The organism is Streptomyces sp. NPDC057002 (assembly GCF_042673825.1).
GTDB lineage: Bacteria > Actinomycetota > Actinomycetes > Streptomycetales > Streptomycetaceae > Streptomyces.
This window is the reverse complement of the sequence record NZ_JBHURZ010000003.1, coordinates 688,932-709,057: the sequence shown is the minus strand read 5'-3', so window position 1 is coordinate 709,057 and position 20,126 is coordinate 688,932. Positions and strand designations below refer to the sequence as shown.

General features: G+C 71.4%; 21 protein-coding genes. 14 read left to right on the top strand and 7 right to left on the bottom strand.

Going from position 1 to position 20,126, the window contains the following annotated elements; all coding sequences use genetic code 11:
• Nucleotides 1-5: 5 nt before the first annotated feature.
• On the bottom strand, nucleotides 6-980 hold the full coding sequence (locus ACFT32_RS18055; protein WP_382490031.1) for a DeoR/GlpR family DNA-binding transcription regulator: 975 nt from the start codon (nucleotides 978-980) through the stop codon (nucleotides 6-8).
• A gap of 177 nt (nucleotides 981-1,157) precedes the next feature.
• Entirely contained in the window at nucleotides 1,158-2,606 is a 1,449-nt protein-coding gene (locus ACFT32_RS18050) for an NAD(P)H-quinone dehydrogenase (protein WP_189722896.1), read from the bottom strand.
• A gap of 96 nt (nucleotides 2,607-2,702) precedes the next feature.
• On the opposite strand from ACFT32_RS18050, the gene ACFT32_RS18045 reads away from it, so the two are divergent.
• From ACFT32_RS18045 to ACFT32_RS18035, 3 genes are all read left to right on the top strand, one after another.
• The gene (locus ACFT32_RS18045; protein ID WP_382490029.1) at nucleotides 2,703-3,140 is read left to right on the top strand and encodes a gamma-glutamylcyclotransferase; all 438 of its coding nucleotides are present in this window, start codon (nucleotides 2,703-2,705) and stop codon (nucleotides 3,138-3,140) included.
• Nucleotides 3,141-3,231: 91 nt separating this feature from the next.
• Nucleotides 3,232-4,068 (top strand): purine-nucleoside phosphorylase, encoded by an 837-nt coding sequence (locus ACFT32_RS18040; protein WP_382490028.1) that lies wholly within the window; start codon nucleotides 3,232-3,234, stop codon nucleotides 4,066-4,068.
• A 396-nt stretch (nucleotides 4,069-4,464) separates the two neighbouring features.
• Nucleotides 4,465-6,096 carry a phospho-sugar mutase gene (locus tag ACFT32_RS18035; RefSeq protein ID WP_382490026.1) on the top strand — a complete coding sequence of 544 codons (1,632 nt, stop codon included), beginning with the start codon at nucleotides 4,465-4,467 and terminating at the stop codon, nucleotides 6,094-6,096.
• Nucleotides 6,097-6,182: 86 nt separating this feature from the next.
• Here ACFT32_RS18035 and ACFT32_RS18030 read toward each other — a convergent pair whose 3' ends face one another.
• The gene (locus ACFT32_RS18030; RefSeq protein WP_382490024.1) at nucleotides 6,183-6,869 is read right to left on the bottom strand and encodes a PH domain-containing protein; all 687 of its coding nucleotides are present in this window, start codon (nucleotides 6,867-6,869) and stop codon (nucleotides 6,183-6,185) included.
• Between the two features lie 155 nt (nucleotides 6,870-7,024).
• On the opposite strand from ACFT32_RS18030, the gene deoC reads away from it, so the two are divergent.
• Genes deoC through ACFT32_RS18015 form a run of 3 tightly spaced genes read left to right on the top strand, consistent with a single transcriptional unit; the run spans nucleotide 7,025 to nucleotide 10,322 of the window.
• Entirely contained in the window at nucleotides 7,025-7,987 is a 963-nt protein-coding gene (gene deoC / locus ACFT32_RS18025; RefSeq protein WP_382490737.1) for a deoxyribose-phosphate aldolase, read from the top strand.
• A gap of 21 nt (nucleotides 7,988-8,008) precedes the next feature.
• A complete protein-coding gene (locus ACFT32_RS18020) occupies nucleotides 8,009-9,445 on the top strand; it encodes an aldehyde dehydrogenase family protein (protein WP_382490022.1) in 1,437 nt (478 codons plus the stop codon).
• Nucleotides 9,438-10,322 (top strand): aldehyde dehydrogenase family protein, encoded by an 885-nt coding sequence (locus tag ACFT32_RS18015; protein ID WP_382490020.1) that lies wholly within the window; start codon nucleotides 9,438-9,440, stop codon nucleotides 10,320-10,322. Before ACFT32_RS18020 ends, ACFT32_RS18015 begins: the two co-directional genes overlap by 8 nt.
• A gap of 84 nt (nucleotides 10,323-10,406) precedes the next feature.
• Here ACFT32_RS18015 and ACFT32_RS18010 read toward each other — a convergent pair whose 3' ends face one another.
• Entirely contained in the window at nucleotides 10,407-11,162 is a 756-nt protein-coding gene (locus ACFT32_RS18010; RefSeq protein WP_382490018.1) for a TetR/AcrR family transcriptional regulator, read from the bottom strand.
• A 140-nt stretch (nucleotides 11,163-11,302) separates the two neighbouring features.
• Here ACFT32_RS18010 and ACFT32_RS18005 point away from each other — a divergent pair, with 140 nt between their 5' ends.
• Both ACFT32_RS18005 and ACFT32_RS18000 read left to right on the top strand, forming a co-directional pair.
• The gene (locus ACFT32_RS18005) at nucleotides 11,303-11,899 is read left to right on the top strand and encodes an NADPH-dependent FMN reductase (protein ID WP_382490017.1); all 597 of its coding nucleotides are present in this window, start codon (nucleotides 11,303-11,305) and stop codon (nucleotides 11,897-11,899) included.
• Nucleotides 11,896-13,419: a DHA2 family efflux MFS transporter permease subunit gene (locus tag ACFT32_RS18000; RefSeq protein WP_382490015.1), complete on the top strand. Its 1,524-nt coding sequence runs from the start codon at nucleotides 11,896-11,898 to the stop codon at nucleotides 13,417-13,419. Before ACFT32_RS18005 ends, ACFT32_RS18000 begins: the two co-directional genes overlap by 4 nt.
• Before the next feature lies 1 nt (nucleotide 13,420).
• On the opposite strand, the gene ACFT32_RS17995 is transcribed toward ACFT32_RS18000, so the two are convergent.
• Entirely contained in the window at nucleotides 13,421-13,822 is a 402-nt protein-coding gene (locus tag ACFT32_RS17995; RefSeq protein WP_382490013.1) for a hypothetical protein, read from the bottom strand.
• Between the two features lie 101 nt (nucleotides 13,823-13,923).
• Here ACFT32_RS17995 and ACFT32_RS17990 point away from each other — a divergent pair, with 101 nt between their 5' ends.
• Nucleotides 13,924-14,583 (top strand): uridine kinase, encoded by a 660-nt coding sequence (locus ACFT32_RS17990; protein WP_382490011.1) that lies wholly within the window; start codon nucleotides 13,924-13,926, stop codon nucleotides 14,581-14,583.
• A 175-nt stretch (nucleotides 14,584-14,758) separates the two neighbouring features.
• On the opposite strand, the gene ACFT32_RS17985 is transcribed toward ACFT32_RS17990, so the two are convergent.
• Nucleotides 14,759-15,508 (bottom strand): SigE family RNA polymerase sigma factor, encoded by a 750-nt coding sequence (locus ACFT32_RS17985; RefSeq protein ID WP_382490009.1) that lies wholly within the window; start codon nucleotides 15,506-15,508, stop codon nucleotides 14,759-14,761.
• Nucleotides 15,509-15,745: 237 nt separating this feature from the next.
• Here ACFT32_RS17985 and afsQ1 point away from each other — a divergent pair, with 237 nt between their 5' ends.
• The 5 genes from afsQ1 to ACFT32_RS17960 all read left to right on the top strand — a co-directional run bounded on the left by afsQ1 (nucleotide 15,746) and on the right by ACFT32_RS17960 (nucleotide 19,597).
• Entirely contained in the window at nucleotides 15,746-16,423 is a 678-nt protein-coding gene (gene afsQ1 / locus ACFT32_RS17980) for a two-component system response regulator AfsQ1 (RefSeq protein WP_097219620.1), read from the top strand.
• Nucleotides 16,420-18,021, top strand: coding sequence for an ATP-binding protein (locus ACFT32_RS17975; RefSeq protein WP_382490008.1), 1,602 nt, complete (start codon nucleotides 16,420-16,422; stop codon nucleotides 18,019-18,021). Before afsQ1 ends, ACFT32_RS17975 begins: the two co-directional genes overlap by 4 nt.
• The gene (locus ACFT32_RS17970; RefSeq protein WP_382490006.1) at nucleotides 18,021-18,638 is read left to right on the top strand and encodes a hypothetical protein; all 618 of its coding nucleotides are present in this window, start codon (nucleotides 18,021-18,023) and stop codon (nucleotides 18,636-18,638) included. Before ACFT32_RS17975 ends, ACFT32_RS17970 begins: the two co-directional genes overlap by 1 nt.
• Before the next feature lie 98 nt (nucleotides 18,639-18,736).
• On the top strand, nucleotides 18,737-19,321 hold the full coding sequence (locus tag ACFT32_RS17965) for a VanZ family protein (protein ID WP_382490004.1): 585 nt from the start codon (nucleotides 18,737-18,739) through the stop codon (nucleotides 19,319-19,321).
• A 63-nt stretch (nucleotides 19,322-19,384) separates the two neighbouring features.
• Nucleotides 19,385-19,597, top strand: a complete 213-nt coding sequence (locus ACFT32_RS17960; RefSeq protein ID WP_193481686.1) for a PspC domain-containing protein — start codon at nucleotides 19,385-19,387, stop codon at nucleotides 19,595-19,597.
• An 85-nt stretch (nucleotides 19,598-19,682) separates the two neighbouring features.
• Here the strand turns inward: ACFT32_RS17960 and ACFT32_RS17955 are convergent, their stop codons facing one another.
• Nucleotides 19,683-20,009: an ATP-binding protein gene (locus ACFT32_RS17955; protein ID WP_382490002.1), complete on the bottom strand. Its 327-nt coding sequence runs from the start codon at nucleotides 20,007-20,009 to the stop codon at nucleotides 19,683-19,685.
• Nucleotides 20,010-20,126: the final 117 nt, after the last annotated feature.

Genomic DNA, 20,126 nt, shown 5'->3' with positions numbered 1-20,126 from the left:
GCTCCCTACCGCCGCCGCAGATCCGCCACCCGAGCCCGCTCGGCCCCAGGACTCTGCTCCCCCAGCATCGCGGCGGACCGCAACCCACCCCCCGCCCCAGGAACCTGCCGCCGAGGCCCGGGCAACGGTACGTCCCGACGCTGCTGGCGAGCCGGGACGGACTCACCCCCCGGCCCGGCCGCCCCCGCCGACCCCCCTTGCCCCCCGGCCACGGCGATCTGCACGCCCTGATCGGCAAGCGCCTGAAGCTCGGTGGCCGCACGGTCGTCATGCGCGGGCGGCTCATCGGTCACAAGCCGGGTGATGAGATCCGTAGGCACGGTCTGGAACATCGTGTCCGTCCCGAGCTTCGTATGGTCGGCGAGGACCACCACCTCCGCGGCCGCCTGCACCAACGCCCGGTCGACGGACGCCGACAGCATGTTGGACGTGGACAGCCCGCGCTCGGCGGTCAGACCGCTCCCGGACAGAAACGCCCGCGACACCCGCAGCCCGTGCAGGGACTGCTCGGCACCACTGCCGACCAGGGCGTAGTTCGAACCGCGGAGCGTACCGCCGGTCATCACGACCTCGACCCGGTTGGCATGGGCCAATGCCTGCGCCACCAGCAGCGAGTTGGTGACGACGGTCAGTCCGGGCACCCGGGCGAGCCGGCGCGCCAGCTCCTGGGTCGTCGTACCCGCCCCGACCACGATCGCCTCGCCCTCTTCCACGAAGTTCGCGGCGAGGTCGGCGATGGCGGTCTTCTCGGCGGTCGCGAGATGGGATTTCTGCGGAAAGCCGGACTCCCGCGTGAAACCGCCCGGCAGTACCGCACCGCCGTGCCGGCGGTCGAGGAGTCCTTCTGCCTCCAGCGCGCGCACGTCCCGCCGTACGGTCACTTCGGAGGTCTGGACGACGCGGGCGAGCTCACGGAGCGACACGGCCCCGTTCGCTCGCACCATTTCGAGGATCAATTGGCGACGTTCTGCAGCGAACACGAAACTGACAGTAACGCCAGCGACCGTCTGCTTTCAGCAGTTTGCGCTGAATAGCAGAAGATGTTCGCACCAGGCAGCGGGAAGTGGTATAGAGCCTAGTCCCGCCGCCTATGCCATACACATGGTCGAATACTCCCCGTGACCAGCGAGGAGCCGGTTTCGGCCTTAGGGCCTGTCCTAGCCCTCGCCGGTCTCCTTGCGCGTGTGCAACTGCCGTGCCACCTCGGCGATCGAGCCCGACAGCGACGGGTAGACGGTGAAGGCGTTCGCGATCTGCTCGACGGTCAGATTGTTGTCGACCGCGATCGAGATCGGGTGGATCAGCTCCGAGGCCCGCGGCGCCACGACGACACCACCGACCACGATCCCGGTGCCCGGCCGGCAGAAGATCTTGACGAAGCCGTCGCGGATGCCCTGCATCTTGGCGCGCGGGTTGCGCAGCAGCGGCAGCTTCACGACCCGGGCGTCGATCTTCCCGCCGTCGACGTCGGCCTGGGTGTAGCCGACGGTGGCGATCTCCGGGTCGGTGAAGACGTTCGACGACACGGTCTTCAGGTTCAGCGGGGCCACGGCGTCGCCGAGGAAGTGGTACATCGCGATCCGCCCCTGCATGGCGGCCACGGAGGCGAGAGCGAACACGCCGGTCACGTCACCGGCGGCATACACACCCGGAGCGGTCGTACGGGACACCTTGTCGGTCCAGATGTGGCCGGACTCGCGCAGCCGGACACCGGCGTCCTCCAGCCCCATGCCCGCACTGTTGGGCACGGCGCCGACGGCCATCAGACAGTGCGATCCGGTGATGACGCGCCCGTCGGAGAGGGTCACCTCGACCCGGTCCCCCACCCGCTTGGCGGACTGCGCCCGGGTACGCCCCATGACGTTCATGCCGCGCCGCCGGAAGACGTCCTCCAGCACGGCGGCCGCGTCCGGGTCCTCGCCCGGCAGCACGCGGTCCCGCGACGACACGAGCGTCACCCTCGAACCCAGCGCCTGGTAGGCACCCGCGAACTCGGCACCGGTCACACCCGACCCGACCACGATCAGCTCCTCGGGGAGCTCGTTCAGGTCGTACACCTGGGTCCAGTTCAGGATCCGCTCACCGTCCGGCAGGGCATCGGGCAGCTCACGCGGATGCCCACCGGTAGCGATGAGCACCGCATCGGCCGTAAGAGTCTCTTCACTCCCGTCAGCGGCGCGCACCACCACCTTCCGCGACCCGTCGAGAGCCTGCATGCCCTCCAGCCGCCCGCGCCCGCGCATGACACGCGCCCCGGCACGCGTCACGGAGGCGGCGATGTCGTGCGACTGGGCGAGCGCGAGCCGCTTCACACGCCGGTTGACCTTCCCCAGGTCGACCCCCACCACCCGGGCGGACTGCTCCATGGGCGGGGTGTCGTCGGCGACGATGATCCCCAGCTCCTCGTACGACGAGTCGAAGGTGGTCATCACCTCGGCCGTCGCGATCAAAGTCTTCGACGGCACGCAGTCGGTGAGTACCGACGCCCCGCCCAGACCGTCGCAATCGACGACGGTCACCTCCGCGCCGAGTTGAGCGGCCACCAGCGCCGCTTCGTATCCGCCGGGTCCGCCACCGATGATCACGATCCGAGTCACGTACTCCATTGTCCCGCACCCCTCAAGGCGACACCGCCCGGGGGCCCGCCGCGATGCGGCTCCGTTACGCGAGTGACGCGAGTCAGCCTGCCGTACCCTTCCCCCATGTCGCTCTACGCCGCGTACGCCGGCAACCTCGACGCGCGGCTGATGTCCCGCCGCGCCCCGCACTCGCCGCTGCGCGCCACCGGCTGGCTGAACGGGTGGCGGCTGACCTTCGGCGGCGAGCACATGGGCTGGGAGGGCGCCCTGCCGACGATCGTCGAGGACCCCCTTTCCCAGGTCTTCGTCTCCCTGTACGACATCGCCCCCATGGACGAGGACTCGATGGACCGCTGGGAGGGCGTGGGCCTGGAGATCTACCGGCGCACCCGCGTACGGGTGCACACCCTGGACGGCGAGGAGCCGGCCTGGTCCTACGCTCTCAACGCCTACGAGGGCGGCCTCCCCTCCGCCCGCTACCTGGGCGAGGTCGCCGACGCGGCCGAATCGGCGGGCGCCCCGCACGACTATGTGATGGAGCTCCGCAAGCGCCCCTGCTGAGCCCCGTCGTCGGAAACGACAAGACAACGATCGCCACCCCGTTGACTCCACCATCTACGCGCGTAGGCATTCACCGGCTACCCTCGTCCGCGTGAACGCATCTCTTCTTCCGGACGACATCCAGGGCGCCGCCCCGATCGACCCCAGGGCCGCAGCCGACGCCGCAGCGGCCCGCCTGCGCGAACTGACGGGCGCCGAGACCCACGACGTCGCCCTCGTGATGGGCTCCGGCTGGGCCCCGGCCGTGGACGCCCTTGGCGCCCCCGACGCCGAGTTCCAGGTCACCGAGCTGCCCGGCTTCCCGCCCCCGGCGGTCGAGGGCCACGGAGGCAAGATCCGCTCGTACAAGATCGGCGACAAGCGCGCCCTGGTCTTCCTCGGCCGCACGCACTACTACGAGGGCCGCGGCGTCGCCGCCGTCTCCCACGGCGTCCGCACCGCCGTCGCGGCCGGCTGCAAGACGATCGTCCTCACCAACGGCTGCGGCGGCCTGCGCGAGGGCATGCGCCCCGGCCAGCCGGTCCTGATCAGCGACCACATCAACCTCACGGCCACCTCCCCCATCATCGGCGCCAACTTCGTCGACCTCACCGACCTCTACTCCCCGCGCCTGCGCGCCCTGTGCAAGGAAGTCGACCCCACCCTGGAGGAGGGCGTCTACGCCCAGTTCCCCGGCCCGCACTACGAGACTCCGGCCGAGATCCGCATGGCCCGCGTCATCGGCGCGGACCTGGTGGGCATGTCGACGGTCCTCGAGGCGATCGCCGCGCGGGAAGCGGGTGCGGAGGTTCTCGGTATCTCCCTGGTGACCAACCTCGCCGCAGGCATGACGGGAGAGCCCCTCAACCACGAGGAGGTCCTCCAGGCCGGCCGCGACTCCGCGACGAGGATGGGTTCCCTGCTCGCCCAGGTCCTGGGACGCCTGTAGGACACCCGGCGCCGGTGCTGGAGCCGGCTGGGCCCGCAACCCGGCGGAACGGGGTGCCTCCCCTTCGCTCGAGCGGGGGGACCCCCACCGCCCACCCCGTGCCACCCCCAGCGGCACGCATGCCCGCAGCCAAAGCGGACGGCGGGAGCCACGACGCGCCCGCACCCGCCTATGGCGAGAAGGGGCCGTGTCGGGGGGTGTCCGCCCGCAGCGGTTGTCGCGTCAACGGACAGTCAGTCGGCGTGGCACCCCATCGCGACGTTCCGAGGACGGACACCCCCCGGCGCGGCCCCGACCCACCCCCGGCGACCAGGCGCTACGCGCACCCCACCACACCCGCACAGGCGCCGCAGGCATCCCGCGCACCCCCGACAACCGAGAGGCTGAGACCCGACCGTGCACGACGAACTCATCGCACAGGCCCAGGCGTGGCTCACCGAGGACCCCGACCCGGACACCCGCACCGAGCTCGCCCGCCTCCTCGACGCCCAGGATCACACCGAACTCGCCGCCCGCTTCTCCGGCACCCTCCAGTTCGGCACCGCCGGCCTCCGAGGCGAACTCGGCGCCGGCCCCATGCGCATGAACCGCTCGGTCGTCATCCGCGCCGCCGCAGGCCTCGCCGCGTACCTCAAGAAGCAGGGCCACGACAACGGCCTCGTCGTCATCGGCTACGACGCCCGCCACAAGTCACACGACTTCGCGATGGACACCGCCGCCGTCATGACCGGCGCCGGCCTCCGCGCCGCAGTCCTCCCCCGCCCCCTCCCCACCCCCGTCCTCGCCTTCGCCATACGGCACCTGGGCGCGGTCGCCGGCGTGGAGGTCACCGCCAGCCACAACCCACCCCGCGACAACGGCTACAAGGTCTACCTGGGCGACGGCTCCCAGATCGTCCCGCCCGCAGACGCCGACATCGCGGCAGAGATCGCCGCCGTAGCGTCCCTCACCACCGTCCCCCGCCCCACCCACGGCTGGGACACCCTCGACGACAGCGTCCTCGACGCCTACCTCACCCGCACCGACGCCGTACTGTCCAAGGATTCCCCCCGCACGGCCCGCACGGTGTACACGGCGATGCACGGCGTCGGCAAGGACGTCCTCCTGGCGGCCTTCGCCCGCGCGGGCTTCCCGCCCCCGGCCCTCGTCACGGAACAGGCCGACCCCGACCCGGACTTCCCGACCGTCGCGTTCCCCAACCCGGAGGAACCCGGCGCGATGGACCTGGCGTTCGCCAAGGCCCGCGAAACCACCCCCGACCTGATCATCGCCAACGACCCGGACGCGGACCGCTGCGCCGTCGCCGTGCAGGACGGCACCGACTGGCGCATGCTCCGCGGCGACGAGGTCGGCGCCCTCCTCGCCGCCCACCTGGTCCACCGCGGAGCGACCGGCACGTTCGCGGAGTCGATCGTCTCGTCCTCCCTCCTCGGCCGTATCGCCGAGAAGGCGGGCCTCCCCCACGTCGAGACCCTCACCGGCTTCAAGTGGATCGCCCGCGCCGAGGGCCTGCGCTACGGCTACGAGGAGGCCCTCGGCTACTGCGTGGACCCTGACGGCGTACGCGACAAGGACGGCATCACGGCCGCCCTCCTGATCACGGAACTGGCGTCACGGCTCAAGTCGGAGGGCCGCACTCTCCTCGACCTCCTCGACGACCTGGCCGTGGAACACGGCCTGCACGCCACGGACCAGCTGTCGGTCCGCGTAGAGGATCTCTCCCTCATCGCCGCCGCGATGCACCGCCTGCGCGAACAGCCCCCGACCGAACTCGCCGGCCTGCCCATCACCCGCACGGACGATCTCACCCAGGGCACGGAAAGCCTCCCGCCCACCGACGGCCTGCGCTACACGCTGGACGGCGCCCGGGTGATCGTCCGCCCGAGCGGCACGGAGCCGAAGCTGAAGTGCTACCTGGAGGTCGTGATCCCGGTCGCGTCCCACACCGACCTCCCCACGGCCCGCGCGAAGGCGACGACGCTACTGGAGTCGATCAAACGCGACCTGTCGGCAGCAGCGGGCATCTGACCACACAAAACACGGGCATCTGACCACACAAAACAGGCGGTCAGACCACACGAAACGGGGTGCCCTCCCAGGGCACCCCGAGTCGGCTACCCCGCAGCCAGCAGAATCGCGACAAGCACCACCCCGGCAACCGCCGGCCCCACCACCTCGTAGGCCCACCGCACGGTCACCTCACCCTGCGCCGTCTCCGCCCGGTGCCGCGCCTCGTGCAGCCCGCGCAGCTCGTCCATGATCCGGTCGGTCTCCGCACGCGCGGGCCCCTCGGACTCGGGACCGCCCCCACCGAGGCCCTGCCCCAGCCCCGCACGCATCCCGAGGGCGCTGCCGCGCCCCTCGTCCCGCCCCATGGCCCGCCGCGCCTGCGCGGTCGCCCGCATCTCACGCCGCGCGGCCTTCTTGCGGGCGCGCAGCGACACGGGGACGGCCCACAACTGGTACTTGGCGCCGGACTCGGTGAGGACCTCGTTCGAGTAGGCGGACTTCAGCGAGGCGACCTGCCCCCAGGGCAGCGCGATGACGCGGAAGGGATTGCGGATCCGCAGCCGGTCGTCGCCCGCGTACACGGCGGGCCGCAGGGTGAAGGCGACGACGAGCGGCACGATGAGCAGCATCAGCGCGAGCGCGAGCCACTGCGTGCGCCCCTCCCCCGAGACGAGCGCGTCGATGCCGAGCCACCCGGCGATGGCGAGCAGCAGCACACCACCGGCGATGGCCGGGACCGACCGGTAGACCCGGTCCTTGGACTCGGGCGACTGGGACTCGGGACTCGTCATACCCCGATTCTGCCGGACGCCGACACCCCCACCCCCGCCACCCCGGCTCAAGCCACCGCACCCCAGTCAAAGCCCAAACCACCGCACCGTCCCACCCAAGCCAACCCCGGGGGCTGTACAGCCGCTACGCGCGTAGATATGCTCGTCTGGTGACCATGCCCAGTTCTGCACTCACCGCAGCTCACCCCCTCAAGGACGTCACCGCGTCCGACAGCGCGCTGCGCCGCTTCCTCCACGGGCTCCCCGGCGTCGACGCGGTCGGACTCGAGGGACGTGCGGCCTCCCTCGGCACGCGCTCGATCAAGACGACCGCGAAGGCGTACGCCATCGACCTCGCCATCTCGATGGTCGACCTGACGACGCTGGAAGGCGCGGACACCCCGGGCAAGGTCCGGGCGCTCGGCGCCAAGGCGGTCAGGCCCGACCCGACCGACCGTACGTCGCCCGCCACGGCCGCGGTCTGCGTCTACCCCGACATGGTGGCCGTGGCCAAGGAGGCCGTCGCCGGCTCCGGCGTGAAGGTCGCCTCCGTCGCCACGTCGTTCCCGGCGGGCCGCGCCCCGCTGACCGTCAAGCTCGCCGACGTCCACGAGGCCGTCGCCGCGGGCGCCGACGAGATCGACATGGTCATCGACCGCGGCGCGTTCCTCGCGGGCCGGTATCTGAAGGTGTACGACGAGATCACCGCCGTGAAGGAGGCCTGCGGGACCTCCGCGCGCCTGAAGGTGATCTTCGAGACGGGCGAGCTGTCCACGTACGACAACATCCGCCGCGCGAGCTGGCTCGGGATGCTGGCCGGCGCGGACTTCATCAAGACCTCCACCGGCAAGGTCGCGGTGAACGCCACCCCCGCCAACACCCTGCTCATGCTGGAGGCCGTCCGCGACTTCCGCGCCCAGACCGGCATCCAGGTCGGCGTGAAGCCGGCCGGCGGCATCCGCACCACCAAGGACGCCGTCAAGTTCCTCGTCCTGGTCAACGAGACCGCGGGCGAGGACTGGCTGGACAACCACTGGTTCCGCTTCGGCGCCTCCTCGCTGCTGAACGACCTGCTGATGCAGCGCCAGAAGCTGGCCACCGGCCGCTACTCCGGCCCCGACTACGTGACGGTGGACTGAGACCCCATGAACATGGAAAACGTGTCACCCGCATTCGAATACGCCCCGGCCCCCGAGTCCCGGGCGATCGTCGACATCGCTCCCTCGTACGGCCTGTTCATCGACGGTGAGTTCACCGAGGCGGCCGACGGCAAGGTCTTCAAGACGGTCAGCCCCTCCTCCGAGGAGGTCCTCGCCGAGGTCGCCCAGGCAGGCGAGGCGGACGTGGACCGTGCCGTACTGGCCGCCCGCAAGGCCTTCGAGAAGTGGTCGGCGCTCCCGGGCGCGGAGCGCGCGAAGTACCTCTTCCGGATCGCCCGCATCATCCAGGAGCGCTCCCGCGAGCTGGCCGTCCTCGAGACCCTCGACAACGGCAAGCCGATCAAGGAGACGCGCGACGCCGACCTGCCGCTGGTCGCCGCGCACTTCTTCTACTACGCGGGCTGGGCCGACAAGCTCGACCACGCCGGCTACGGCGCGAACCCGAGTCCCCTCGGTGTGGCGGGCCAGGTCATCCCCTGGAACTTCCCGCTCCTGATGCTGGCGTGGAAGATCGCGCCCGCCCTCGCCACTGGCAACACGGTCGTCCTCAAGCCCGCCGAAACGACCCCCCTCTCGGCGCTCTTCTTCGCGGACATCTGCCGCCAGGCCGGTCTCCCCAAGGGCGTCGTCAACATCCTCCCCGGCTACGGCGACACGGGCGCCGCGCTGGTGGCCCACCCGGACGTGAACAAGGTCGCCTTCACCGGCTCCACCGCCGTCGGCAAGGAGATCGCGCGCACGGTCGCCGGCACCCGCAAGAAGGTCACGCTCGAACTGGGCGGCAAGGGCGCCAACATCGTCTTCGACGACGCCCCGATCGACCAGGCCGTCGAGGGCATCGTGAACGGCATCTTCTTCAACCAGGGCCAGGTCTGCTGCGCCGGCAGCCGCCTCCTGGTCCAGGAGTCGATCCAGGACGAGCTGCTCGATTCCCTCAAGCGCCGCCTGTCGACGCTGCGCCTCGGCGACCCGCTCGACAAGAACACGGACATCGGGGCGATCAACTCCGAGGAGCAGCTCACGCGGATCACCTCCCTCGTCGAGCAGGGCGAGGCGGAGGGCGCCGAGCGCTGGTCGCCGGCCTGCGAACTTCCGGAGAGCGGCTACTGGTTCGCCCCGACGCTCTTCACGAACGTCACCCAGGCGCACCGGATCGCCCGGGACGAGATCTTCGGCCCGGTGCTGTCGGTCCTGACCTTCCGCACCCCGGACGAGGCGGTCGCCAAGGCCAACAACACGCAGTACGGCCTCTCCGCCGGCATCTGGACGGAGAAGGGCTCGCGCATCCTGGCGGTCGCGAACAAGCTCCGCGCGGGTGTCGTCTGGTCCAACACGTTCAACAAGTTCGACCCGACCTCGCCGTTCGGCGGGTACAAGGAGTCGGGCTTCGGCCGCGAGGGCGGCCGCCACGGCCTGGAGGCGTACCTCGATGTCTGATCGGCTCAACGTCCTGAAGACCTACAAGCTGTACGTCGGCGGGAAGTTCCCGCGTTCCGAGAGCGGCCGGGTGTACGAGGTGAGCGACTCGAAGGGCAAGTGGCTGGCGAACGCGCCTCTGTCCTCCCGCAAGGACGCCCGTGACGCGGTGGTCGCGGCCCGCAAGGCGTTCGGCGCCTGGTCCGGCGCGACGGCGTACAACCGCGGACAGGTCCTCTACCGCGTCGCCGAGATGCTGGAGGGCCGACGCGACCAGTTCATCCGTGAGGTGGCCGACGCGGAGGGCCTGTCGAAGTCCAAGGCGGCGGCGGTCGTGGACGCGACGATCGACCGCTGGGTCTGGTACGCGGGCTGGACCGACAAGATCGCCCAGGTGGTGGGCGGCGGCAACCCGGTGGCGGGCCCGTACTTCAACCTGTCCTCCCCCGAGCCCACGGGCGTGGTCGCGGTCCTGGCACCCCAGGAGTCGTCCTTCCTGGGCCTGGTCTCGGTGGTGGCCCCGGTCATCGCCACCGGCAACACGGCGATCGTGGTGGCCAGCGAGAAGTCCCCTCTCCCCGCCCTGTCCCTGGCAGAGGTGCTGGCCACCTCCGACGTCCCCGGCGGCGTGGTCAACGTCCTCTCGGGCCGCACGGCCGAGATCGCCACCCCGCTCGCGTCCCACCAGGACGTCAACGCGATCGACCTCGCGGGCGCCGACGAGGCCCTCGCGAAGGAACTGGAGATCGCGGCGGCCGACAACCTCAAGCGCGTCCTCCGTCCACAGCCTGTGGATTACACGGAGACCCCGGGCACCGACCGCATGACGGCGTTCCTGGAAACGAAAACGGTCTGGCACCCCACGGGGTCACTGGGCGCGTCGGGCTCCTCGTACTAGACACCCCCGACACCCCTCGATACGGAGCCCCGGCCCTCCTCCGTCCAGGAGTGCCGGGGCTTCTCGCGTGGACGCACGCCCCCGTCAGATCCCGAGCCGCTGCGCGATGCCGTCGAGCACGCAGTCGAGGCCGAACGTGAACTCCCAGGCGCGGTCGTCCTTGCGGGTCGCGCTGAGGGCGTACTGCTCGTACGTGGGATAACGGCCCGTGCTCATCAGGTAGACCATCTGCGGGGCGAGGGCCTGGCGGGTCTCGTCGCCGCTGGTCCAGCCATGACGTTCCTGGTACTCCCGCATGGCGATCTCGGTCTGGGCCGCGCCGTGCACGAATGAGGTGACGGCCCGGAAGGCGGCCATCACCGAGTCGGCGTCCAGGCCGCGGACGGCGAGCGCGGCCAGCTGCCGTTCCGCCACGGCCATCCGCGACGGCGTCAGCATGATCACCGGGGTGGGCATGACCGCCATCCACGGGTGGGCGAGCATCAACTCCCGTGTCTGGAGGGCGTAGGCGCGCAGCACATCCCGCCAGTCCGTCGCCCCTTCCGGCACGGCCAGCTCCCGGGACACCCTGTCGATCATGAGCGCCCAGAGATCGTCCTTGCCGCTGACGTGCCGGTAGGCGGCCATGGGCGCGACGCCGAGCTTCGTGGCGAGACGGCGCATGGTGACGGCAGCGCCGCCCTCCTCATCGGCGATCTCGACCGCGGCGGCGGCGATCCGCTCCAGGGTCAGTGAGGTGCGAGGGGCCGGGGCGGGCCGCTCCATGCGCTCCCAGAGGGAGGGCGCCTCGACCCCGCTCTCCTCGCCCCCCTCGCCCTCCTTCTTCTTCGCGACCGCCATGGCCCGCTCCTCCCTGTCGGATCGTCGCGTACAGCGTATCTCCAGTAGACGACGTACACATCGCTGTGTACGTTGTACGCACAGAAGATACGCCGTACACAAAGCCGTGCACACCGCCGTACACACCCAGGGGGAGACCCATGCCCGCCACCGCCGAACCGCTCCGCGTCGCCGTTCTCGTCGGCTCGACCCGGGAGGGACGCTTCGCGCCCGTCGTGACGAAGTGGCTGACCGGCCACCTCGACCAGCGCGACGACCTGCGCGCCGATGTCGTCGACCTCGTGGAGACGCCGCTGCCGACGGTGCTCCCGGCCTTCGGACAGCAGCCGCCGCCCGGCACCGAGGAGCGGCTGGCCCTCGTGTCACCCCGGCTCGCGGCCGCCGACGCCTTCGTCCTCGTCACGCCCGAGTACAACCACAGCTTCCCGGCGTCCCTGAAGAACGCGATCGACTGGCACGGCGAGGAGTGGCACGGCAAGCCGGTCGGCTTCGTCTCCTACGGCGGCCTGTCCGGCGGCCTGCGCGCGGTGGAACAACTGCGGGTCGTCATGGCCGAGGTGAACGCCACGACCGTCCGCAACACCGTCAGCTTCCACAACGCCTGGAGCCGCTTCGACGAGGACGGCACCTGCACGGACCCCGCCGCCGACACGGCCGCGAAGGCCCTGCTCGACCAGCTCGTCTGGTGGGGCCACGCCCTGCGGGACGCCAAGTCCGTCCGCGACTACGTCGCATGACCGGGGAGACCACGACCGCGCCCGCGAGCACGGCACATCCGGCCCGGCCGGACACCCCGCCCTCCCGGCTCGTCATCCTCGGCCTGCTGCTCGGCATTGTGCTCGCCACGCTCGACGGAACCGTCGTCGGCACCGCACTGCCCACCATCGTCGGCGACCTGGGCGGCCTCGACCACCTGTCCTGGGTGATCACGGCCTATCTGCTCACCACGGCCGTCTCCACCCCGATCTGGGGAAAAGTCGGCGACCTGTACGGCCACAAGGGCAGCTATCTCACCTCCATCACCGTGTTCCTCGTCGGCTCCGTGCTGTGCGGACTTGCCCAGGACATGGGGCAGTTGATCGCCTTCCGGGCCCTTCAGGGCATCGGCGCGGGCGGCCTCTTCGTGGGCGCGCTCGCCCTCATCGGCACCCTGCTCAGTCCGGCGGAGGCCGGCCGGGCCCAGTCGCTGATCGGGGTGCTGCTGCCCGCCGCGATGATCGGCGGACCGCTGGCCGGCGGCTTCCTCACCGACCAGCTCGACTGGCGCTGGGTGTTCTACGTCAACGTCCCGGTCGGCGCGGTGGCACTCGCCCTGATCGGCTTCGGGGTGCGGCTGACCGCCGCCCGGGTCAAGGCCCGGATCGACCTGGCCGGAGCCGGGCTGCTGACCAGCGCAATCCTCGCCCTGACGCTCCTCGCCAGCTGGGCCGGGACGACGTACGCCTGGTCGTCACCGCAGGTCATCGGGCTCGCCCTGGTCTCCGCGGCCGCGCTGGCCGCCTTCGTGCGGGTCGAGCGGCGCGCCCCGGAACCGGTGATCCCGCCCCGGCTGTTCCGCGACCGCAACTTCTCGGTCGCGCAGGTGCTCAGCTTCGTCACGGGCGCGGCCATGCTGGCGGCGGCGAGCTACCTGCCCCAGTACCTGCAGTTCGTACGGGACATGTCCTCCACCGAGAGCGGACTGCTGCTGCTCCCGCTGATGCTGGGCATGATGGCCGCCCAGCTCGCCATCGGCCGGCGGGTCGGCGACGGCGGGCGCTACCGCGGCTACCCCATCGCGGGCGGCGCGCTGGCCGCGGCGGGGGCGCTGGCCCTGCTGACGCTCGGCACGGCCACGACGGCACCTGTGGCCTCCGGCCTGACGCTGGTGCTGGGCGTGGGCATCGGCTGTCTGATGCAGCCGACGATGCTCATCACGATGAACAGCGCGGAACCACGCGACATGGGCGCGGCCAGCGGCACCCAGACGCTGCTGCGCACCGTCGGCGGCTCGCTCGGTGTCGCCGTCCTCGGCTCCGTCTACACCGGCCGGCTCACGGCCGCCGTCACGGACCGGCTCGGCCCCGACGGCGCCCGGCTGACCGGCGGTGAGCTCACCCCCGAGGCGCTGCGGGACCTGCCGGAGCCGGTCCGGGACGCCTTCCGGGCGGGCGTGGTGGACGGACTGCACGGTGTCGCACTCGGCACGGCCGTCCTGTGCGCCGTGGCGTTCGCGGTGTCCTGGCTGGTCCGGGAGGTCCCGCTGCGGGGCCGTTGAACTACCCCGAGACCAGCCTGGTGACCTGGCCCAGCACCAGGGCGTCCCCGACCGACGGCGCCTGGGCCACCGGGCCCGTCACCTCCTTGGAATCCATCGGCCTGAAGTCGGCGACCTCGGTGCCGACGCTGTTGTCGAGCGGGTCGACTCCCGTGCCGGCGAGGGGATTGGGCTTGAGGCCCGTCGCCGTGCCGGTGGCGTAGGCGAGGGTGTCGCTCGCGGCCTGGAGGCCGGCCCGGGTGTCGGTCTTCCCCAGGGAGGTGCGGGCCACATCCAGGACCGAGCCGGCGCCCGCCGCGGCCGACGCCGCCCCCGCACCCGCCCCCAGTGCCACTCCCGCGGTCGCGAGGACGGCCAGGGCACGCTGGGCTGTCGGCTTCTTGGGTGAGACGTGTCGGGCCATCACTGCCACCTCTTGACGCTCTGGGTAATCGGAACGACACGAAGGGTAGTTGAGATGTGACGCGCGCATCAAAGCCGACCCGCGGGGTCGTACGACCCCCGATGGATGCCTCACACTGGTGTCCCGTGAGTTCCCCTCTGCCCATACCGACGCGAGTCGTGCTGCTCTGCGGCCCTTCCGGCTCCGGCAAGTCCCTCCTCGCGGCCCGCTCCGGCCTTCCGGTGCTGCGGCTCGACGACTTCTACAAGGAGGGCGACGACCCGACTCTGCCTGTGGTGGAGGGGAGTTCGGACATCGACTGGGACCATCCGGACTCCTGGGACGCGGACACCGCCGTCGCCGCGATCACCCAGCTGTGCCGCACGGGCCGCACGGCCGTCCCCGTCTACGACCTCTCGCTCAGCGCCCGCACCGGCGAGGAGACGGTCGAGATCGGACGGACCCCGCTGTTCCTCGCCGAGGGCATCTTCGCCGCGGAGATCGTCACGCGCTGCCGGGAACTCGGTGTGCTCGCCGACGCGCTGTGCCTGAGCCGCGGCCCGGTGAAGACCTTCCGCCGCCGCTTCCTGCGGGATCTGAAGGAGGGCCGCAAGTCGGTGCCGTTCCTGCTGCGCCGCGGCTGGCGCCTGATGCGGCAGGAGCGCTCGATCGTCGCCCGCCAGAGCGCGCTGGGCGCGTACGCCTGTGACCGCGACGAGGCGATGGGCCGGCTTGCGGCGGCCGCGGCGGGCCGGTGCGCGAGTCTCCGTACGGCGGCCTGAGACACAGGAACGAAAAGAAACGGGACTGGACGGACCCCCCGGCCCTCCAGTCCCGCTCCTGTGTCCCCCCCTTGTGGTGCTCCCCCGTGTCCCCACTCTCCTGAGGAGACGCCCCCCAGCGTCTCCGCAGTCCCCCGTGGGCCCCCTTGTGGTGCTCCCCCCCCCCCCCGAACCTTCAGGCCACGAGCTCGCCGAAGGCGTCTTCCTCGTCACGGCCGAAGCTGAGGACCTCGTCCTCGCGCAGCCGGCGGAGCGACCGCCAGATGCTGGACTTCACCGTGCCGACACTGATGTCGAGGATCTCCGCGATCTCCGGGTCCGTGCGGCCCTCGTAGTAACGAAGGACCAGCATGGTGCGCTGGAGTTCGGGGAGCCTGGCGAGCGCCTGCCACAGGACGGCGCGCAGCTCGGTGCCGCGCATCGCGTCCGTGTCACCGGCGGTCTCCGGCAGCTCCTCGGTCGGGTATTCGTTCAGCTTGCGGCGGCGCCACGCGCTGATGTGCAGGTTCGTCATGGTGCGGCGGAGGTATCCGCCGACCGCCGCCTTGTCACTGATCCGGTCCCACGCCCGGTAGGTCGAGAACAGCGCGCTCTGCAGCAGGTCCTCGGCCTCGAAGCGGTCGCCGGTGAGGTGGTAGGCGGTGGCGTACAGGGAGGCGCGGCGCTCCTGGACGTAGGCGGTGAACTCCGCCTCCGACAGCGAACGGCGCTCCCCCGAGTCCTCCCTGTACGCGGCTCCCCCGTGAGCCCCCTTGTTGATCTCCCCCGTCGGTGCGTCAACCACCGTCATGTAAGTGGTGTGCTGACGCCCGGTGCCGCGAGCGCACCCCCGCCCGCTCACGGCACCGGACTTCTCGGAAACCCGGTGCACGTCGTGCAGACGCGTGATCACTGCGCTGGTGCTGATGCCGTGCAGCGTGTTCATCTCGCGCCCCCCGTCGTGGACTTCCGGTGTGCGGCCCGCCGGTCGGGCGGGCTTCCTTGCTTGTGCCGAAAAGCTTGCCCCGGCACTTTCATCGCCTTGTCCGCCGACTGTCACAGGCCTGTCACAGGGGTCGGCCACAGGACGAGCACGGCTTGTACACAGGCGTCGGCGGTAGGCGAGGCCCTGATCTCGGCCCACAGGTCGAACCCCGCCCCCCTCATGGGCCAGAATGAGCCCGTGCCTTCCCTGTTGCTGATCGAGGACGACGACGCCATCCGGACGGCCCTGGAGCTCTCACTGACGCGCCAGGGTCACCGCGTGGCGACCGCTGCCAGTGGTGAGGACGGTCTGAAGCTGCTGCGCGAGCAGCGGCCGGATCTGATCGTGCTGGATGTGATGCTGCCCGGCATCGACGGATTCGAGGTGTGCCGGCGCATCCGGCGCACGGACCAGTTGCCGATCATCCTGCTGACCGCGCGCAATGACGACATCGACGTGGTCGTCGGGCTGGAGTCCGGCGCCGACGACTATGTCGTCAAACCGGTGCAGGGGCGTGTGCTCGACGCCCGGATCCGGGCCGTGCTGCGGCGCGGCGAGCGGGAGTCCAACGACGCGGCGTCGTTCGGCAGCCTCGTCATCGACCGCTCCGCGATGACCGTGACCAAGAACGGCGAGGACCTCCAGCTCACGCCGACCGAGCTGCGGCTGCTGCTGGAGCTGAGCCGGCGGCCGGGGCAGGCGCTGTCCCGCCAGCAGCTGCTGCGGCTGGTGTGGGAGCACGACTACCTGGGCGACTCGCGGCTCGTGGACGCGTGTGTCCAGCGGCTGCGTGCCAAGGTCGAGGACGTGCCGTCGTCCCCGACGCTGATCCGTACCGTGCGGGGTGTCGGCTACCGGCTGGACGCGCCTCAGTGACCCAGGCGCACCAAGGGGGGGCCCGCGGCTGGACCGGGGCGCGCAAGGGAGTTCTGTCGCGGCTGCGCTTCACCAGCCTGCGGCTGAGGCTGGTCGTCGTCTTCGGCCTGGTGGCGCTGACGGCCGCCGTGTCCGCGTCCGGGATCGCGTACTGGCTCAACCGCGAGGCGGTCCTCACCCGCACCCAGGACGCGGTGCTGCGCGACTTCGAGCAGGAGATGCAGAACCGGGCGGGCGCGCTGCCCGAGCGGCCGACGCAGGACGAGTTGCAGCACACCGCGGGCCAGATGGCGGGCAGCGACCAGCGCTTCAGCGTGCTGCTGGTCGCCCGCGACGCCGACGGCAGGACCGTCTACGGCAGCTCCGGCGGGCTGAGCGGCTTCTCGCTGCGGGACGTGCCGGCCTCGCTGCGCACGGCGGTCAACAGGACGCAGAAGGTCGACGGGGCCAACAAGCACCCGCACCACCTGTACTGGCAGCGGGTCATAGACCACGACACCCCGTATCTCGTAGCCGGGACGCGGGTGATCGGCGGCGGCCCGACCGGCTACATGCTCAAGTCGCTGGAACCGGAGGCGAAGGATCTGAACTCGCTCGCCTGGTCGCTGGGAATCGCCACGGGACTCGCGCTGATCGGCTCGGCGCTGCTCGCGCAGGCCGCCGCGACGACGGTGCTGAAGCCCGTGCAGCGGCTCGGGACGGCCGCGCGGCGGCTCGGCGAGGGCAAGCTGGACACCCGGCTCAGGGTGTCGGGCACCGATGAACTCGCCGATCTGTCCCGGACCTTCAACAACGCGGCCGAGGCGCTGGAGAAACGGGTCGCCGACATGGCCGCGCGGGACGAGGCCTCCCGGCGGTTCGTCGCGGACATGAGCCATGAGCTGCGTACGCCGCTCACCGCCATCACCGCCGTGACGGAGGTGCTGGAGGAGGAGCTGGAGGCCGAGACCGGGAGCATGGACCCGATGATCGAGCCCGCCGTCCGGCTGGTGGTCAGCGAGACGCGGCGGCTGAACGACCTGGTCGAGAACCTGATGGAGGTCACCCGCTTCGACGCGGGCACCGCCCGGCTCGTCCTGGACGACGTCGACATCGCCGACCAGATCACCGCGTGCATCGACGCCCGGGCCTGGCTGGACGCGGTGGAGCTGGACGCCGAGCGCGGTATCCACGCCCGCCTGGATCCGCGTCGCCTCGACGTCATCCTGGCCAACCTCATCGGCAACGCGCTCAAGCACGGCGGCTCCCCGGTGCGGGTGACCATCCGGGCGGATGACGACTCGCTCGTCATCGAGGTGCAGGACCACGGGCCCGGCATCCCCGAGGACGTGCTGCCACATGTCTTCGACCGGTTCTACAAGGCCAGCGCCTCCCGGCCGCGCTCCGAGGGCAGCGGTCTCGGCCTGTCCATCGCCCTGGAGAACGCCCACATCCACGGCGGCGAGATCACCGCGGCCAACTCGGCCGACTCGGGGGCGGTGTTCACCCTGCGGCTCCCGCGCGGCACCGCTCCGGTGGAAGAGCCCGCCGATGACGGGCAGCAGCCCGGGAGCGATACCGACCAGCCCAAGGGCGAGGACTCGAAGGGGGACGCCTGATGACCGTACGTCTCGCGGCCGTGTCTCGTCTGCTCGCCGTGCCCGCCCTCGCCGTTCTGCTGGCAGGCTGCGGGATCCGGGCCACGGAGGTGCCGACGAACTTCGGGCCCGCGCCCTCGCGGGTGCGGTGTTCGCTCGCCGAGCCGGACGTGTCGGCGCAGGCCACACGGGGGCTGCCGGTGCAGGTGTTCCTGCTGTGCGGGTCCTCGCTGGTGACCGTCGACCGGACCGTACGGGTCCCGGACGGCGCGGCCGACTCCGAGCGGCGCATGCTGGTGGCGCAGGGCCTGCTGGACGAGCTCGCCGAGACTCCGTCGCCCGCCGAGAAGGAGGCCGGCTACAGCACGGACGTACGCGGCGGCATCACCGTGGGCGGGCCCGGGAAGGGCGACCCGGAGGACACGCTGCGGCTGAGCACGGCGCCGGACGGCCTCACCTCGTACGCCCTGGCCCAGATCGTCTGCACCTTCTCCGACTCCGCCGCCGCCGAGGGCGACGGCTCCGTGGTCCTGGGCGGCCCCGGCCCCGAGTCCCCGCGCCGCTACGAGTGCACCGACGAGGTGCGGGCCCGCCCGGGCAGCACGGAGCCGCCGTCCAAGGACGTGGCCGGCGAGTGAGGCGGCGGGCGGGTTCCGCCGGGCTGTGGCGCACGCCTCACAGGCCTCCCTGGGGGCATCCCGGAACCGATCCTGCCGGAGGCCGCGTCTAGGGGGGCGTGCAGCGTCAAGGCTCCATCGGCGGCAGCGCCGAGTTCCGCATCCGTGTGACGGGAGGTGTCCTCCTCGTCGCACACCTCGCGTTCGTCGCCTGGTTCACGCTGCGGCCGCTGGAGGTGCCCTGGGTGATGCCCGCCAATCTGCGGCCGTTCGCCGGGATCCGGGCCGATCTCGCCCTGGGCTGGCCCGAGGCGGCCCGTCACATCGGCGAGAAGCTGGCCCTGCTCGCCCCGCTGGGCGTGCTGCTGCCGATGGTGGGCGGCAGGCTGGTGGTCTCGCCGCTGGCGTCCCTGCTGCGCACCGTCGCGGCCGGTGCGCTGCTGTCGCTTGGCATCGAGCTGTTGCAGACCGGCGTGCCCGGTCAGGTCGTGGATGTCGACTCGCTGTTCCTGAACACCGCGGGCGTGGGCCTCGCGCACCTGGCGCTCGTCCCCGCGGGCCGCGCCTGGCTGCGCCGCCGCGCCGCCGCGCCCCTGACCCGGGCGCCCCTGGCCCCGGAGGAGCCGGCTCAGGGTCGGACCCCGACGATTCCCAGGGTCGGGATCGCCCCGTGGAGCGACGCTTTGCCCCCTTCGTCTCCGTAGCGTGGAGTGCAGATGGGGTACTCGGACGAGAGACCTCGCACACCGACGCTGAAGGAGTCGCACATGTCCCGCCTCGCCCGCCCCACCAACGGCCGCATGATCGGCGGAGTGTGCGCCGCGCTGGCACGGCGCTTCGGCACCTCCACCACGACGATGCGGGTGATCTTCCTGGTCTCGTGCCTGCTGCCCGGCCCGCAGTTCCTGCTGTACATCGCGCTGTGGATCGTGCTGCCCTCGGAGGACAAGGTGCGGAACAAGGCCCAGACGGCCTGGTGACCGCCCGCCGCGGAAACGCCGATGGGGCGCACCCTGTGTCCAGGGGTGCGCCCCATCGGCGTGTGCGTCCGCACGGGCGGGAGGGTCAGGCGAGGGGAATGCCGTTCACCGGGAGCCCGCCGAGCAGCTTGGGGGCCGGGCCGTTCGGGCCCTTGGCGAGCAGCTGCCCGGCGACCGGCTGGGCCGCGGCGAGACCGGTACCGGCCAGGCTCTGCCCCTGACCCACCGCCTCGCCCGAGCCCGCCGGCAGCGTCTGGGAGAGCTGCTCCGCCGGGAGCGCCTGGGTGACGCCGCCCAGCGCCTGGGTGGCGTCCGGGACGGCCGGGGCGGCGTTGGCGGCGCCCGCACCGGTGGCGGCGAAGGCGGCACCGAGAGCGGCGACACCGAGGGACTTGGCAGCAGACTGCTTCATGAAAACGCGTCCTCGCAATGGGATGACGGGGTGTGTGAGCGGTGCGGCGACCGTAATCACGCGGCACCACCCGCCGCAAACATCGAAATGCGGACGGCTTGTGAACACCGTCCGCAT

What these genes read in the sequence shown, in the direction of transcription:
- ACFT32_RS18050 (WP_189722896.1), bottom strand. Translation starts at nt 2,606, where the DNA reads ATGGAGTACGTGACTCGGATCGTGATCATCGGTGGCGGACCCGGCGGA.
- ACFT32_RS18045 (WP_382490029.1), top strand. Translation starts at nt 2,703, where the DNA reads ATGTCGCTCTACGCCGCGTACGCCGGCAACCTCGACGCGCGGCTGATG.
- deoC (WP_382490737.1), top strand. Translation starts at nt 7,025, where the DNA reads ATGCCCAGTTCTGCACTCACCGCAGCTCACCCCCTCAAGGACGTCACC.
- ACFT32_RS17995 (WP_382490013.1), bottom strand. Translation starts at nt 13,822, where the DNA reads ATGGCCCGACACGTCTCACCCAAGAAGCCGACAGCCCAGCGTGCCCTG.
- ACFT32_RS18030 (WP_382490024.1), bottom strand. Translation starts at nt 6,869, where the DNA reads ATGACGAGTCCCGAGTCCCAGTCGCCCGAGTCCAAGGACCGGGTCTAC.
- ACFT32_RS17985 (WP_382490009.1), bottom strand. Translation starts at nt 15,508, where the DNA reads ATGAACACGCTGCACGGCATCAGCACCAGCGCAGTGATCACGCGTCTG.
- ACFT32_RS17955 (WP_382490002.1), bottom strand. Translation starts at nt 20,009, where the DNA reads ATGAAGCAGTCTGCTGCCAAGTCCCTCGGTGTCGCCGCTCTCGGTGCC.
- ACFT32_RS17970 (WP_382490006.1), top strand. Translation starts at nt 18,021, where the DNA reads ATGACCGTACGTCTCGCGGCCGTGTCTCGTCTGCTCGCCGTGCCCGCC.
- ACFT32_RS18005 (WP_382490017.1), top strand. Translation starts at nt 11,303, where the DNA reads ATGCCCGCCACCGCCGAACCGCTCCGCGTCGCCGTTCTCGTCGGCTCG.
- ACFT32_RS18010 (WP_382490018.1), bottom strand. Translation starts at nt 11,162, where the DNA reads ATGGCGGTCGCGAAGAAGAAGGAGGGCGAGGGGGGCGAGGAGAGCGGG.
- ACFT32_RS18000 (WP_382490015.1), top strand. Translation starts at nt 11,896, where the DNA reads ATGACCGGGGAGACCACGACCGCGCCCGCGAGCACGGCACATCCGGCC.
- ACFT32_RS18015 (WP_382490020.1), top strand. Translation starts at nt 9,438, where the DNA reads ATGTCTGATCGGCTCAACGTCCTGAAGACCTACAAGCTGTACGTCGGC.
- ACFT32_RS17960 (WP_193481686.1), top strand. Translation starts at nt 19,385, where the DNA reads ATGTCCCGCCTCGCCCGCCCCACCAACGGCCGCATGATCGGCGGAGTG.
- ACFT32_RS17990 (WP_382490011.1), top strand. Translation starts at nt 13,924, where the DNA reads ATGGATGCCTCACACTGGTGTCCCGTGAGTTCCCCTCTGCCCATACCG.